A 14,956-nucleotide genomic window follows, 5' to 3' on the forward strand; every position below is an offset into this window, starting at 1 on the left:
AATAGGGAAGGACGTCTACTAATGAAAGATAGAATTTTCCTCTCTTCACCACATATGAGTGAGGAAGGATATGAACAACGATATGTTCAGGAGGCTTTTGAGACAAATTGGATTGCACCTTTAGGTACTAATGTTAATGAGTTTGAAAAAGAATTGGCTTGTAAAGTAGGTTCTAAATCTGCTGCAGCACTTTCTTCAGGAACAGCAGCAATACACCTTGCCTTGAAAGCAGCAGGTGTTGGTCAAGGCGATATAGTATTCTGCTCAACACTTACTTTTTCAGCGACAGCTAATCCAATTATATATCAAAATGCTATTCCAGTTTTTATTGATAGCGATGAAAAAACGTGGAATATGGACCCAGATGCTCTACAGGAAGCATTCGAAAAATATCCACAAGTAAAAGCGATAATTATTGTCCATTTATACGGTTTATCTGCAGATATGGACAAAATTATGGATATTTGTAAGAAACACAATGTAGTTGTTATTGAAGATGCTGCTGAGTCCTTAGGGGGCTATTATAAGGGGAAGCATACAGGAACATTTGGGGACTATGGAATCTATTCATTTAATGGAAATAAGATTATTACTACCTCCGGTGGTGGAATGCTTGTTTCGAATAATGAAAAGAAAATTGCTAAAGCTCGCTTTTGGGCTACCCAATCACGTGACCAAGCACGACATTACCAACATAGTGAATTAGGTTTTAATTACCGTATGAGTAATGTAGTAGCAGGAATTGGACGGGGTCAACTAAAAGTATTAGAAAAACGAGTGGAGAAAAAGAAGTATATCTTTGAGTTTTATAAAAAGGAACTTGGACATTTAGAGGGAGTATCTTTTATGCCCATTAATACTTGGGATCAGCCCAATTACTGGTTGAGTTCCATAATTTTAAACGGTGACATAAAACCAATTGACATATTCAAAGCACTTGAAAAAGAAAACATTGAGTCAAGGCCCATTTGGAAACCAATGCATTTACAACCATATTTTGAAAATTATGAATTTATTGGAAAAGGTATATCGGAGAAACTATTTGAACAAGGGGTTTGTCTACCTTCTGATACGAAAATGACTGATCAAGATCTTAAAAGAGTAACTACAATTATTAAAGAACTGTGGTGATAGAATGGAATTTCAAAAAAAATTTTCTGAAGTTGACCTCGAGAGTGATTATAACTCATTGGCTTCTATAAATAGATACGTACAAATGAAAAGAATAGTAGATTTCGTTTTAGCACTTTTAATGTTTGTTATTTTATTACCTATTTCTATTATCATTAGTATTTTTATAGTTATTGACAGTGGTTTGCCTGTTTTCTTCAAACAAGAACGCATGGGGTATAAAGGTCAAACTTTTAAAATAGTTAAGTTTAGAACAATGAGACCAAATACATCTACACTTGACGGAATTACTCATAAAGAAGATATGAGAATAACAAGAATTGGTAAGATTTTACGAAAGTTTAGACTCGACGAAATACCACAACTAATCAATGTATTAAAAGGTGAAATGAGTTTTGTTGGTCCACGTCCTGATATGCCACACCTTTACCAAAATAAAGACAAATACTATCAATATGTACTATTAGTACCTCCAGGAATCACAGGTAAAGCAACATTAGAATTTAAAGATGAGGATGCACTACTAAGTGAAAGCAAAAATCCAGAACAATATTATAGAGAAAGAATTTTTCCGGAAAAAGTGAGAATTAATGTAGAATATATAAAAGTCGCGACATTAATTAAAGATTTTAAAATTATGTTTGAAACCGTGGTGAGGGTATTTAAATGAATGTTTTATTTCTAATGTTAAATTATCCATTTGACAAAAAAAGAGAACATATGTACAAAGATTTAAGCAGGAAGTTTGCCGAAGAAGGTCACAATGTATATGTTGCTGCTCTTCTAGAAAACAAAAATGGTAATGAAACCTTTGTTCAAAGAGAAAAGAATCATCAGATTCTTTGGATAAAAGCAGGTAATTATTTTGAAGTAAATAAATTTAGAAAGGGTCTTACAGCATTTTTTTTACCTTTCTATTTCAATAATGCGATAGATCAACATTTTAAAGATATATACTTCGACCTTGTTATCTATCCAACTCCTGCAATTACTTTATATTACACTGTGAAAAAACTTAAAAAGAAACATGATAATGCTAAGTATCTACTAGTCGTAAAAGATATTTTTCCTCAAAATGCTCTAGATATCAACATGTTAAATAAAGGGCTCATTTATAGCTTTTTCAGAAACATTGAGAAGAAGATTTATAACATATCCGATTATTTAGGCTGTATGTCAAATAAGAATATTGAATATTTAAAACTTCATAATCAAATTGATGAAGACAGATTTTTTAAATTAGAAAACTGGTCATCTGTTTATAAAGTGGATAAACCAACAGACGATGAGTACCAAGCACTGATTGAAAAATATGATTTAAAAGATAAATTTGTTTGTACATTTGGAGGAAATATAAGCCCTGCAAATGAATTGGAATTTTTAATTGATCTAGCAGCAAAATTAGAAGAAAATAATATCAAGGATGTTCAATTTTTAATTATAGGAAAAGGAATTGCGAAAAACAGAATAAAGAACCTAATTGATAAGAAAGAATTGAAGAACATAAAAATGTATGATTTTGTACCTACTGAAGAATATGATCAATTATTGGCACTTAGTGATGTTGGTTTAGTGAATTTGAATAGGAATTATACGATACCAAATATCCCTTCCAAAACGTTAAATTTAATGCGTATAGGTAAGCCAGTATTAGCCGCTACAGATGTAAACACTGATTACAGTACACTAATCATGGAAGAGGCAAAATGCGGTTTGTGGTGTAAGACAGGAGATTTAGATACTTATTATCAAAATTTCATGTCTTTAAAGAATTCAAAAGAATTACGAGAGATATTTGCTGAGAATGCAAGAAATTATTTTGAACAATTCCTTACAACAGATTCAGCATATCAAAATATTATCAAAAAAATAGGTGAGTAGATGAATATTGTGATAATTGGTGCGGCAAGGTCGGGAACGAATATGTTAAGAGATTTATTATGTAACCTAGACGACTTTGCTACATGGCCGTGCGATGAAATTAATTATATATGGAGATATGGACAAAAGACAATAGAACATGATCAATTCACTTCAAAAGATGCAAATAAACGAAATAAAACTTACATAAATAAACAATTTGAATGGGTAAGAAAAAAATATAATGTAAATAATGTCATCGAAAAAACATGTGCCAATTCATTAAGAGTTGATTTTGTAAATGAAATAGTTCCAGATGCAAAGTATATTTTTTTATTTAGAGACCCTATGGATGTAGTGGCAAGTGCTGAATTAAGATGGAAAGCTGAACTAGACATTAAATACCTTATGGCAAAAGCAAGATTTATTCCAAAAGCGGATATACCGTACTATGGATCTAAGTACTTATTAAATCGAATAAACAAGATCTTAGATAAAGAGAAGCGACTAAGTTATTGGGGACCAAAATATATTGGGTTTGAAGAAGATGCAAAAAGATTGTCTGCTATTGAAATATCGGCACAACAATGGTTGAAATCAGTTGAAGCATCAGCTGACGCTTTTTGCAATATGAAAAAAGATCAATACCTAGCATTAGATTATAATGCATTTGTGAATAATCCTACATATGAATTGAAAAAGATATTGGAGTTTCTAAAGTATTCTATTGATGAGCAAAAGTTAGAAGAAATAAGTGCTAATGTCTCGAATAAGAGTATTGGAAAAGGATATCGGACAATTAAGGATTCAGATATGTGTCTAGTAAAAAATATTGTAGGAGACAAATATTCTGAGCTTAAAAGTGAATTTTTATAGGATGTGAAAATATGTTTGAAGGAAAAACGTTATTAATTACTGGTGGTACAGGTTCATTTGGCAATGCAGTTATGGAGAAGTTTTTAGATACAAATGTAAAGGAAGTACGCATTTTTTCTCGAGATGAAAAAAAGCAAGATGACATGCGTAAAAAATACAAAAATGATAAATTGAAATTCCATATTGGTGATGTAAGAGATATAGCTAGTGTGAAAAATGCAATGTTTGGAGTAGATTATATCTTTCATGCAGCAGCATTAAAACAGGTGCCTTCTTGTGAATTTTTTCCGATGGAAGCTGTAAAAACAAATGTTCTAGGAACTGAAAATGTACTAACTGCTGCAATTGAATATGGCGTTAAAAAGGTCATTTGCCTATCTACCGACAAAGCTGCCTATCCTATAAATGCAATGGGGATTTCCAAGGCAATGATGGAAAAAGTTTTTGTCGCAAAGTCTAAGACGGTAGATCCAGAGAGAACATTAATTTGTGGAACAAGATATGGAAATGTGATGGCTTCAAGAGGTTCAGTTATACCATTGTTTATAGAGCAAATTAAAAGTGGTCAAACATTAACCGTCACAGACCCTACTATGACTAGATTCTTAATGAGTTTGGAAGAAGCCGTGGAATTAGTCGCTTTTGCCTTCGAGAATGCGGAGGCGGGTGATATTATGGTCCAAAAATCACCTGCATCTACGATAGGTGATCTTGCACAAGCATTAAAGGAACTATTTAATGTTGATAATGAGATAAAGATTATAGGTACTCGACACGGAGAAAAATTGTATGAAACATTATTAACAAAAGAAGAACATGTAGTTGCTGAAGATCTAGGTGGTTTTTATCGAGTACCAGCTGATAAAAGGGATTTAAATTATGACAAATACTTTGTCGAAGGAGATCACAAGCTCTCAACTGAAGAAGAGTACAATTCACATAATACTTATCGATTAAATATCGAAGAAATCAAAAGGAAATTATTAGAATTACAACTTGTTAGTGATGAACTGAAAGGTTGGAGATCGTTATGAAAATCCTTATAACCGGATCAAATGGTTTTATCGCAAAAAACCTAATTGCTGAACTTCGCAATCGTCAGTATAATGATTTATTATTATTCAATAGAGACAATAATTTAGATGATTTATTTGACTATTGTAATGAAGCAGATTTCATTTTTCACTTAGCAGGAGTCAATAGACCTAAAGAGGAATCCGAATTTTTAGAAGGTAATTTTGGGTTAACCTCTTTATTGTTAGACCGACTTATAGAAAATCAAAATTACTGTCCAGTTCTTATTACATCTTCTATTCAAGCAGAGCTTGATAATCCTTACGGGAGAAGTAAAAAAGCCGGAGAAGATTTAATATTTGACTATGGAAAAAAACATGATGTTGATACATATGTATATAGATTACCCAACGTATTTGGGAAATGGTGCAGGCCTAATTACAATAGCGCTGTAGCCACTTTCTGTCATAATATTGCAAATAATTTACCCATAAATGTAAATGACCCTAATGTAATAATGAATCTTGTTTACATAGACGATGTGATAAATGAGTTGATAAATGCATTAGAAGGTAAAGCAAATAAAATAGATAAGTTTTGTGAAATACCTACTGCCCACAAAATTAAACTAGGAAAAATAGTAGAATTAATAGAATCTTTTAAAAATAGTCGTAAGGATCGGTTAATTCCTAATATGTCGAATGAATTTACTAAAAAGCTATATAGTACATATTTAAGCTACTTGGCCACTAATGATTTTGGTTACCCTTTAGAAATGCATGTCGATGATAGAGGTTCTTTTACAGAATTTCTTAGAACAATAGATCGTGGACAAGTTTCTGTTAATGTGTCTAAACCTGGTATTACAAAAGGAGAACACTGGCATCATACAAAGAACGAAAAATTTTTAGTGGTTAGCGGAAGAGGCGTTATCCGTTTCAGAAAAATAGATTCAGATGAGATAATAGAATACTTTGTTAATGAGGAGAAATTCGAAGTAATCGATATCCCTGTCGGATATACTCATAACATCGAAAATCTAGGCGATAAAGATATGATTACCATTATGTGGGCAAATGAATTATTTGACCCCAATAGGCCTGATACATACTATCTGGAGGTTTAAGGATGAAAAAATTAGAGGTGATGACAGTAGTTGGAACAAGACCTGAGATCATAAGGTTATCTGCTGTAATAAATAAATTGAACCAGTCTGAAGCGATTGAACATACACTTGTTCATACAGGGCAAAATTATGATTATGAATTAAACGAAGTATTCTTTGATGATTTTAATTTAGATATGCCCGATTATTTCTTGAATGCTGCGACAGGTACTGCTGTTGAAACAATCGGGAATATTCTAGTTAAAATAGACCCAATTATGGAAGAAGTACAACCTGATGCTTTTCTAGTACTAGGAGATACGAATAGTTGTTTATGCGCTATCGCGGCAAAGAGGAAAAAAATCCCTATCTTCCATATGGAAGCGGGAAATCGTTGTTTTGATCAACGAGTACCAGAAGAAACGAACCGTAAAATTGTGGATCATACTGCTGATATAAATTTAACATATAGTGACATTGCAAGAGAATATTTACTCAGAGAAGGATTACCAGCAGATCAAATAATAAAAACTGGAAGTCCTATGTATGAAGTTTTAAATTGGAAAAGAGAAGAAATCGAGAATTCAAATGTGTTAGAACGGTTGGAGCTTAAAGAAAATCAATATTTTGTAGTTTCTGCGCATAGAGAAGAAAATATTAATTCAGATAAGAATTTTAATAATTTAATTGAAAGTTTAAATGCGATTGCAGAAAAATATAACCTTCCTATTATTGTTAGTACTCATCCTAGGACTAGAAAAATGATCGATTCAAGTGGGGTTCAATTACATCCATTAGTTCAAACGATGAAACCTTTAGGATTTAATGATTATAATAAATTGCAAATAAATTCTCGTGCGGTTTTAAGTGATAGTGGTACAATTAGTGAGGAATCTTCCATTCTTAAATTTAAAGCTTTAAATTTAAGAGAAGCCCATGAAAGACCAGAAGCAATGGAAGAAGGATCAGTCATGATGGTCGGACTTAAAAAGGATAGAGTATTACAAGGATTAGAAATATTGGAAATCCAGAAAAGGAATACCCTACGTCTAGTGCGTGATTATAGTATGCCGAATGTTTCTGAGAAAGTTGTACGAATTATTTTGTCCTATACAGATTATGTTAATAGAAAAGTTTGGCGCAAAGCGGGTGAGGATTGTGAATTTTAAATACTTATTTGCCAAAGTTATAAAAAAAATTCAGTTACCTGCGATAAAAGACTCTAATATTGATACAACTTCTAGAGTTTGTAGTGCCTCACAAATTGTTAATAGTAAATTAGGAAAGTATTCATATATTGGAAATTACTGTCGGCTAAATAGTGTAGTTGTAGGGAAATTTTGTTCGATAGCTGATGGCTGTGTTATAGGAGGAGCAAGTCATCCAATGGAATGGGTATCAACATCTCCTGTTTTTCATAATGGCAAGAATATACTGAGAAAAAATTTTTCTACCCACTCTTTTCAAACCAATAAAGAAACAATAATAGAAAACGATGTATGGATTGGGAGTAATTGTCTTATAAAAAGTGGTGTCAAAATCCAAAATGGTGCTGTAGTAGGTATGGGCTCTATAGTGACTAAAGACATTGGGCCATATGAGATATGGGCAGGTAATCCTGCAAAGCTAATTCGCAAAAGATTTGATGACGAAAAAATTAAACACTTGTTGCAAATAAATTGGTGGGACTGGGAAGAGGAAATGCTAACAAAAAATGCTAAATATTTCAATAACGTCAATAAATTGTTAAAAGTAAAGGAGGAACTAAAATGAAAGTTCTTCACATATGTCTTGCAGCATTTTATATAGATAATTTTTCATATCAAGAGAATCTACTTCCAAAGTACCATAAAAAAAACGGATTGAAAGTAGAAATAATTGCTTCTCTCGAGTCATTTGATGCAAATGGTAATAGGATAAAGTTGAATAAAGAATGTGAGTATATTAATGAGCATGGGATAAAAGTAAAGAGATTAAATTATAAAGGTACAAAAATAGCAAGGAAATTACGAATCTATAAAGGTACATACGAAGCAATCTGTGAAGCTGATCCAAATATAATTTTTATTCACGGATGTCAATTTATGGATATAAAAGAGGTTGTTAGGTATGTAAAAAGCAAACCTAATATAAAAATCTATGTGGATAATCATGCGGATTTCTCAAATAGCGCTACTAATTATTTTTCACGAACGTTTTTACATGGTTTTATATGGAAGAAGTGTGCGCAATTAATTGAACCATATACAAAAAAGTTTTATGGTGTTTTACCTGCTCGAGTCGACTTTCTGAAAGATGTCTATAAACTTCCTAAAGAAAAAGTAGACTTGTTATTAATGGGAGCTGATGATGAGAAAGTAAAGCTAGCTAACGATACTACTCTGAAAAATAATTTAAGGGAAAAGTATAGAATAAATAAGGATGATTTCTTAATAGTAACAGGTGGGAAAATAGATAATGCAAAAAAGCAAACTTTTTTGCTCATGAAAGCTGTACAAAAATTAAATAACCCAAAAGTAAAATTATTAGTATTTGGCTCAGTAATCGAGGAATTACAAAGTGAACTTAATAGCTTAACTGATAATGAAAAGATTATATTTATAGGTTGGTTAGATTCTGATGAAACTTATAAACATTTTGCAATAGCAGATTTAGTTGTCTTTCCAGGAAGACATTCAGTATTTTGGGAACAAGTTGCGGGAATTGGGGTTCCAATGTTAGTAAAATATTGGGAGGGAACTACACATATTAATATTGGCGGTAATTGTGAATTCCTATACGAAGATACAACAAGTGAATTATTGAATAAGTTAAATGAGTTAGTGTCTCAACCCGAAAAAATTGAATATATGAAAAACATTGCTAGAGAATTAGGAGATAATGAATTTTCATATAATATGATTGCTAAAAAAAGTGTTCAATACTTAGGTATGCACTAAAAGCTTGAAGACAGTGGTGAATTGAATGATTTTATTATTATTATTATTTCTTTTTATAGATGAGTTATATCCGGTTGTAAACAATTTATTGGGTCTATCCTACAGTAGTTTTATATATAGAACTCTTTCCGTATTGTCATTTATAATAGTTATAGTTACATTTCTGTTAACCTTCTATAAATCAAGAAGGATTTCAAAAAAAATGATTTTGATTATTTTATTTTCTATAACTATTGCTGTGTTATTGTGTACTAGTTATCTTATTTATCCAGATAAAGATACTTTTGTAAAAACTAATATTTTGATAGCAATTTTTAAAACTGTTCCTTCAATACTAGTAGCATATATTATAACAAAAACGAAAAAAGTAAATATTTATAATGCAATTTTTGCTATTAACATCTTTATGACTATATCATTATTGAAATATTTATTATTAAATGCGAGCGGTATATTAGTAAATTTATCGATCAATTTTGGCGGAGTTAATTATAATGACTATTCATACATATCTGCACTCAATATCGCATTAGGTTTTTACCTTATTTATTATCAAATGGCCAATAGTAAATCTTTAAGGTTAGTATTTTTAACTATAACTACCTTAATGATATCTTATTTATCAGTTATATTGTCTGGTGGTAGGGGGGCTTTATTAGTAAGTATTATTTTACTAATTGTTTTTCTTCTAACTATATTTAAAAAATATTCTGTTAATTTTAATCTAAAAAAATTATTAGTGATAAGTATAACTTTTATCGGTGTATCTATAATTGGTAGCTTATTCCTAAATAATAATGATTCAATAATTCAGGGTCTACAAAGAGGGTTTAGTTTTTTAAATGGTGACGATGGTTTAATAGACTGGGATAATACTTCTGGTCGATTAAATATATACAAACATTCCTGGCAATTGATTACTGAGAGGCCAATTTTAGGTTATGGAATAGGTGCAGTATTTTTTATTCATCCGGTCGCTAGATTTTCACACAATATTTTTTTAGACATTTTATTAGATGGAGGAATTATATTTTTATTAATATCATTATTAATAATTATTAGTGTAAGCACAAAAGCATTAAAAAGAGTATTAAAGCCAAATTATTATTTATTCTTTAACCTTTTTCTTTTTTCTTTCCTAAATTTATTAACTGGGAGTAATTATTTTTTAGAACCAATTTTTTGGTTTTCGATAACAGCTATTTTTTTATTAAATGACGATAAAAGTTATATTGAAGGAGCCAAATAATGAAAAAAATAGTATTTTTTATATCTTCAGCAGCTACTGGAGGAGGAATACAAAGATCTGCTTCTATGATAACAAGTGAATTGGATAAGGAAGAGAAATATTCGATCACGGTAGTTTCTTTGTATAATTATGATAAAAGAAAATATGACTATGGAAAGAATACAAAACATTTAAAAGGATCAATAGAAAGTACTAACAATGCAAAAAAAATAATATATAAAGCAAAACAAGAATGTCGAAATTTATTTTTAAATCTAGAATTTGATTCAATTATTATTGAAGGGTTAGGTTTAATACCTTTTATTCCTAAAAAAATCCTGAGAAATAAAGCTATTAATAAGATAGTTCGGGATCATACTGGATATAGCAATTTCAAGAAATATGGCCTGACATGGTTTGGGCTAAAAATGTCACTGAAATATATGGACCGAATAATAGTTCTAACAAAAGAGAATTTACTAGAATATTCACAATTATTCTCAAAATATAGAGATAAATTTATGGTAATACCTAATACTGTTTCATCTAACATTAAACGCTTCTCATACAATAGTAACAATAAGAAAATCTGTTTTATTGGAAGATTAAGTAATGAAAAAGGTCCCGACATGGCAATAGAGGCTTTTTCAAAGGTGCTAAATGTCAATGAATATAGTGAATGGAAATTAGATTTATATGGAACAGGACCTATGTTAAATTATCTAAAGTCTATAGTCCATGATAAAAAGCTTGAAAGAAACGTATTTTTCAAAGGTTACGAGAGTAATATTAAAGATATTTATAATAAATATGCTTTTCTATTAGTATCTTCAAAGTTTGAGTCCTTTGGCCTTGTTATATTAGAAGCATTAAAGGCAGGGATACCTGTTGTATCTTTTGACTGTAATTACGGACCGAGATCGCTAATAAAGGATGGAGAAAACGGTTTATTGGTGACGAACGGAGATAAAGAAGAATTATCAAAGGCGATATATAGTTTGATTTCGAATGAAAATTTAAGAAATCAACTTGCAAAAAATACTGATCAAATAGATTCAGAATTTGACTATTTCAAAGTTATAACAAAATGGGAAAATGTTATTTAGGAAAGTTGGATAAATGATGAAAATTACCTTTATAAGTAGATATGGAAGCAAAAATTTAGGTGATGAATTAATTGTAAGGGAATTAGAAGAACTTCTTTTAAGATTTACCAACGACTTAGATAGGTATAGCTTTAACTTAGTACATTATAGTAGTTTAGAAGCTTCATTTAAGTATAATCATAAAAACAGTGTTTCATTGCAAAATAAAACTCGTAAAAAAGGATTTTATAAAAAATACTTAAGAGAATTTTACTTCGTAGCAATTCTTAGAAACTATCTTAATAAAAAAAGAGCAAGGTCTAATATAAATATAAGTCAATATAAAGAAAAATTAGTTAATGCTGATGCCCTTATTATAGGTGGTGGAAATGCGATATTCGATACTGAAAAATACTCTTCGTCATACTATTATTTTGACTTAATTATCAATGAAGCAAGAAAACTAAATATACCAATCTTTGTTTTGAATGTTGGTATTGGCCCTTTTCAAACCAAGCGACAACATAAAAAAGCTATTGAAACATTAGCTAAGGCAGATTATATTACAGTTAGAGACGAACATTCATATAAATTACTTGAATCTATAAACCAAAAAGAAAAAAAATTATATAAAACTGTTGATCCAGTTTTATTTCTCAAAAACGATGCAAAGAAAATTGTTACTAACGGTTTTCATGTTGGAATAACCGTCATGGATATAAGACTAGCTAATTATACAGAGACGCAATATATAAACTATATTAAAAATATAAAATTTCTAATAACGTATCTGTTAGAAAATACTGATTATAAGATTACTGTATTTTGCACTGAATTAAAAGATAGTATTGCTACTATTGATTTGGAATATATGCTGAATAAATTTGATAAAAATAAGTTAACAATTCATAATGATAATGATTTAAATAGTATTTTAACAATCTACAAAAATATAGATACATTATTTGGTACTAGAATGCATTCTGTTATAATTGCTTTTTCAAAAGGAATCCCATTTATAGGTTTAAATTGGCAACAAAAAGTAGATGGTTTTTTTAAAGTGGTAAATTATCAAGAAAATTTATATGAATTTAATGATTTTATAAATAGTTTTAATATTATTGTAGACAAGTTAGAAAAGATAAAAACTAATTATAGTATTGAAAGAGAATTAATCTTTAAAAAGAAGGAAGAATTACAACCATTGTATGAATTAAACAAAGTATTACTAGAGGAAATGTTAATGAATGTGGATTAAAAACAGTTTTGAAAGGGTAAGACATGAAAAATTTATTTTTTAATTTAGGGGCGTCGTTTGTAACTTTTTTTATTACTGCTTTAATAAGTTTTTGGATGACCCCTTTTATAATTACTAATATTGGAACAGAAGCTTATGGCTTTATACCTCTAACTCAAAATATAATAAGTATTCTAACTATTTTGACCTTATCGTTAAGCTCGGTAATTGCACGCTTTATCACAATTGAAATTACAAAAGATAATATAAGGGGTGCACAAGAATATTTTAATACATATTTGATAGCTTCTTTCTTTGGTTCAATTTTTATTATGTTAATAGTGGTTACTTTAATAATTAATTTAGAGAAATTAATTAATATCCCTACCAATTTTATAATTGAAGTGAAATTAGCTGTATTTTTAAGTGGAATAATGATAATTTTGTCATTATTTAAATCACTATTTTTTTCTGCTGCTTTTTCACAGAATAGAATTTATTTAAATAAATCTATTGATGTCCTAAATGCTGTTATAAAAGGTTTAATGACTTATTTACTATTAGTTATTTTCACTCCTAAAATTTGGTATGTTAACTTAAGTGCAATGGTTTCAACATTAATTACTCTAGTTTTAAGTATATATATTTTTAAAAAACTAATGCCTATTATAAAAATAAAATTAGAACAATTTAGTTTTACTAGATTAAAAGAACTTCTCAACGCTGGTATGTGGATAGCTGTAGGACAAATTGGAGTAGTTTTATTTTTAGCAGTTGAAATTTTGATTGCTAATATCACACTAGGTCCACTAGAGGCAGGTATATATGCTGCAATGATTCAATTTCCTCTATTATTACGTAATATAGCTAACTCTATATCTGTAGTTTTTGCCCCAGTCATAATTAACAGATATGCAAATAATAATCAAAAGGGATTACTTAATTATTCCAATAAATCTGTTAAAATTAATGGTCTCCTTATTGTACTTCCAGCGACTATTCTTTGTGGTTTTGCAGAACCTATATTAAATTTATGGCTTGGAAAAGAATTTTTAGATTACAAATGGATACTTATTATTAGCTCAAGTTATTTAATATTTACATTATCACCGTTGCCACTTGTGCATGTTTTCACTGCAGTTAATAAATTGAAAATTCCCGGAATTACGACTATAATTTTTGGTTTGATAAATTTCTCGATTGCATATAGCTTATCTGCTTTCACTTCGTTAGGTCTTTATGGAATTGTAATAGGTGGCGCAGTTGGATTAATACTCAAAAATACTATTTTTACCCCAATTTATTGCTCTAGAATAACGAACCAATCCTATTTAGTCTATTTTAAAGGAATGATAGAGCCTATTGTTGGTGGAGTATTTATAATATTTATTTGCATTATTTTACAGAAATTAGTTAATATAAATAATTGGATTATACTAATATTAATGATAATAACTATTTCGATAACTTATATAATTTTTGTTTTTGTTTTACTATTATCTAAAAATGAAAAAAACATAATTATTACTACTTGTAAAAGATTTTTAAAAATAAAATGAATATTATAGGAGGATTTATCATTGACACAATTATCACACCTCGACCAACTCGAGGCAGAAGCAATCTACATAATACGCGAAGTAGCCGCAGAGTGTGAAAAACCAGTAATGCTTTACTCTATTGGTAAAGATAGCTCTGTTATGCTACATCTAGCCATGAAGGCTTTTTATCCGGAGAAACCACCATTTCCGTTTTTACATGTTAATACAACATGGAAATTCAAAGAAATGATTGAATTTCGTGATCGAAAAGCGAAGGAACTTGGTATTGAAATGATTGAACATATTAACCAAGAAGGGGTAGAGCAAGGAATCAACCCATTTGATCATGGTTCATCCTATACAGATATCATGAAAACACAAGCATTGAAGCAAGCGCTAGACATGCATCAATTCGATGCTGCCTTTGGTGGGGGACGACGTGATGAGGAAAAATCTCGTGCGAAAGAGCGTATCTTCTCCTTCCGTAATAAAAATCATGCATGGGATCCGAAAAATCAAAAACCGGAAATGTGGAAGCTATATAATACCAAAATTAATAAAGGCGAAAGTATGCGTGTTTTCCCACTCTCTAACTGGACAGAGAAGGATATTTGGCAGTATATTCGCCAGGAAAATATCGATATCGTTCCACTTTATTTCGCAAAGGAAAGACCAGTCGTCTACCGAGATGGAAATATCGTGATGGTAGATGATGATCGATTGAAATTAGAACCGGGGGAGAAGATTGAACAGAAAAAGGTTCGCTTCCGTACACTAGGCTGTTACCCTCTTACTGGTGGTATTGAATCAGAGGCGGATACGTTAGATGAAATCATCGACGAGACATTAGGTGCTGTTTCATCAGAACGTACGAGTCGGGTTATTGATCAAGAAGCTGCTGGTAGCATGGAACGTCGTAAGAGAGAGGGGTATTTCTAGA

Annotated in this window: 14 protein-coding genes; all 14 read left to right on the forward strand. The window is 30.3% G+C overall.

The window, feature by feature from the left end:
- The first annotated feature begins 21 nt into the window (after positions 1-21).
- Positions 22-1,131, forward strand: a complete 1,110-nt coding sequence (locus tag DLJ74_RS16450) for a DegT/DnrJ/EryC1/StrS family aminotransferase (protein WP_109985264.1) — start codon at positions 22-24, stop codon at positions 1,129-1,131.
- Positions 1,132-1,135: 4 nt separating this feature from the next.
- Positions 1,136-1,801 carry a sugar transferase gene (locus DLJ74_RS16455; RefSeq protein WP_109985265.1) on the forward strand — a complete coding sequence of 222 codons (666 nt, stop codon included), beginning with the start codon at positions 1,136-1,138 and terminating at the stop codon, positions 1,799-1,801.
- Positions 1,798-3,012: a glycosyltransferase family 4 protein gene (locus tag DLJ74_RS16460; RefSeq protein WP_109985266.1), complete on the forward strand. Its 1,215-nt coding sequence runs from the start codon at positions 1,798-1,800 to the stop codon at positions 3,010-3,012. The genes DLJ74_RS16455 and DLJ74_RS16460 overlap by 4 nt, the downstream gene beginning before the upstream one ends.
- Entirely contained in the window at positions 3,013-3,867 is an 855-nt protein-coding gene (locus DLJ74_RS16465; protein WP_109985267.1) for a sulfotransferase family protein, read from the forward strand. It abuts the gene before it with no gap.
- Between the two features lie 11 nt (positions 3,868-3,878).
- Entirely contained in the window at positions 3,879-4,901 is a 1,023-nt protein-coding gene (locus DLJ74_RS16470; protein WP_109985268.1) for a polysaccharide biosynthesis protein, read from the forward strand.
- Complete coding sequence (locus DLJ74_RS16475) at positions 4,898-6,007, forward strand: capsular polysaccharide biosynthesis protein CapF (RefSeq protein ID WP_109985269.1); 1,110 nt, start codon at positions 4,898-4,900, stop codon at positions 6,005-6,007. Before DLJ74_RS16470 ends, DLJ74_RS16475 begins: the two co-directional genes overlap by 4 nt.
- Positions 6,008-6,009: 2 nt before the next feature.
- Positions 6,010-7,155, forward strand: coding sequence for a non-hydrolyzing UDP-N-acetylglucosamine 2-epimerase (gene wecB, locus DLJ74_RS16480; protein ID WP_109985270.1), 1,146 nt, complete (start codon positions 6,010-6,012; stop codon positions 7,153-7,155).
- Entirely contained in the window at positions 7,145-7,759 is a 615-nt protein-coding gene (locus DLJ74_RS16485; protein WP_181397628.1) for a CatB-related O-acetyltransferase, read from the forward strand. The genes wecB and DLJ74_RS16485 overlap by 11 nt, the downstream gene beginning before the upstream one ends.
- A complete protein-coding gene (locus DLJ74_RS16490; protein WP_109985272.1) occupies positions 7,756-8,925 on the forward strand; it encodes a glycosyltransferase family 4 protein in 1,170 nt (389 codons plus the stop codon). Before DLJ74_RS16485 ends, DLJ74_RS16490 begins: the two co-directional genes overlap by 4 nt.
- A 202-nt stretch (positions 8,926-9,127) precedes the next feature.
- Complete coding sequence (locus tag DLJ74_RS16495; protein ID WP_181397630.1) at positions 9,128-10,174, forward strand: O-antigen ligase family protein; 1,047 nt, start codon at positions 9,128-9,130, stop codon at positions 10,172-10,174.
- Positions 10,174-11,259 carry a glycosyltransferase gene (locus tag DLJ74_RS16500; RefSeq protein ID WP_109985274.1) on the forward strand — a complete coding sequence of 362 codons (1,086 nt, stop codon included), beginning with the start codon at positions 10,174-10,176 and terminating at the stop codon, positions 11,257-11,259. Before DLJ74_RS16495 ends, DLJ74_RS16500 begins: the two co-directional genes overlap by 1 nt.
- 13 nt (positions 11,260-11,272) lie before the next feature.
- Entirely contained in the window at positions 11,273-12,496 is a 1,224-nt protein-coding gene (locus tag DLJ74_RS16505; protein WP_109985275.1) for a polysaccharide pyruvyl transferase family protein, read from the forward strand.
- Between the two features lie 23 nt (positions 12,497-12,519).
- Positions 12,520-14,034, forward strand: coding sequence for an MATE family efflux transporter (locus tag DLJ74_RS16510; RefSeq protein ID WP_109985276.1), 1,515 nt, complete (start codon positions 12,520-12,522; stop codon positions 14,032-14,034).
- Positions 14,035-14,055: 21 nt separating this feature from the next.
- The gene (gene cysD, locus DLJ74_RS16515; protein ID WP_109985277.1) at positions 14,056-14,955 is read left to right on the forward strand and encodes a sulfate adenylyltransferase subunit CysD; all 900 of its coding nucleotides are present in this window, start codon (positions 14,056-14,058) and stop codon (positions 14,953-14,955) included.
- Position 14,956: the final 1 nt, after the last annotated feature.

This window comes from Gracilibacillus dipsosauri (genome assembly GCF_003176895.1).
GTDB lineage: Bacteria > Bacillota > Bacilli > Bacillales > Amphibacillaceae > Gracilibacillus > Gracilibacillus dipsosauri.

What these genes read in the sequence shown, in the direction of transcription:
- DLJ74_RS16450 (WP_109985264.1), top strand. Translation starts at nt 22, where the DNA reads ATGAAAGATAGAATTTTCCTCTCTTCACCACATATGAGTGAGGAAGGA.
- DLJ74_RS16455 (WP_109985265.1), top strand. Translation starts at nt 1,136, where the DNA reads ATGGAATTTCAAAAAAAATTTTCTGAAGTTGACCTCGAGAGTGATTAT.
- DLJ74_RS16460 (WP_109985266.1), top strand. Translation starts at nt 1,798, where the DNA reads ATGAATGTTTTATTTCTAATGTTAAATTATCCATTTGACAAAAAAAGA.
- DLJ74_RS16465 (WP_109985267.1), top strand. Translation starts at nt 3,013, where the DNA reads ATGAATATTGTGATAATTGGTGCGGCAAGGTCGGGAACGAATATGTTA.
- DLJ74_RS16470 (WP_109985268.1), top strand. Translation starts at nt 3,879, where the DNA reads ATGTTTGAAGGAAAAACGTTATTAATTACTGGTGGTACAGGTTCATTT.
- DLJ74_RS16475 (WP_109985269.1), top strand. Translation starts at nt 4,898, where the DNA reads ATGAAAATCCTTATAACCGGATCAAATGGTTTTATCGCAAAAAACCTA.
- wecB (WP_109985270.1), top strand. Translation starts at nt 6,010, where the DNA reads ATGAAAAAATTAGAGGTGATGACAGTAGTTGGAACAAGACCTGAGATC.
- DLJ74_RS16490 (WP_109985272.1), top strand. Translation starts at nt 7,756, where the DNA reads ATGAAAGTTCTTCACATATGTCTTGCAGCATTTTATATAGATAATTTT.
- DLJ74_RS16495 (WP_181397630.1), top strand. Translation starts at nt 9,128, where the DNA reads ATGATTTTGATTATTTTATTTTCTATAACTATTGCTGTGTTATTGTGT.
- DLJ74_RS16500 (WP_109985274.1), top strand. Translation starts at nt 10,174, where the DNA reads ATGAAAAAAATAGTATTTTTTATATCTTCAGCAGCTACTGGAGGAGGA.
- DLJ74_RS16505 (WP_109985275.1), top strand. Translation starts at nt 11,273, where the DNA reads ATGATGAAAATTACCTTTATAAGTAGATATGGAAGCAAAAATTTAGGT.
- DLJ74_RS16510 (WP_109985276.1), top strand. Translation starts at nt 12,520, where the DNA reads ATGAAAAATTTATTTTTTAATTTAGGGGCGTCGTTTGTAACTTTTTTT.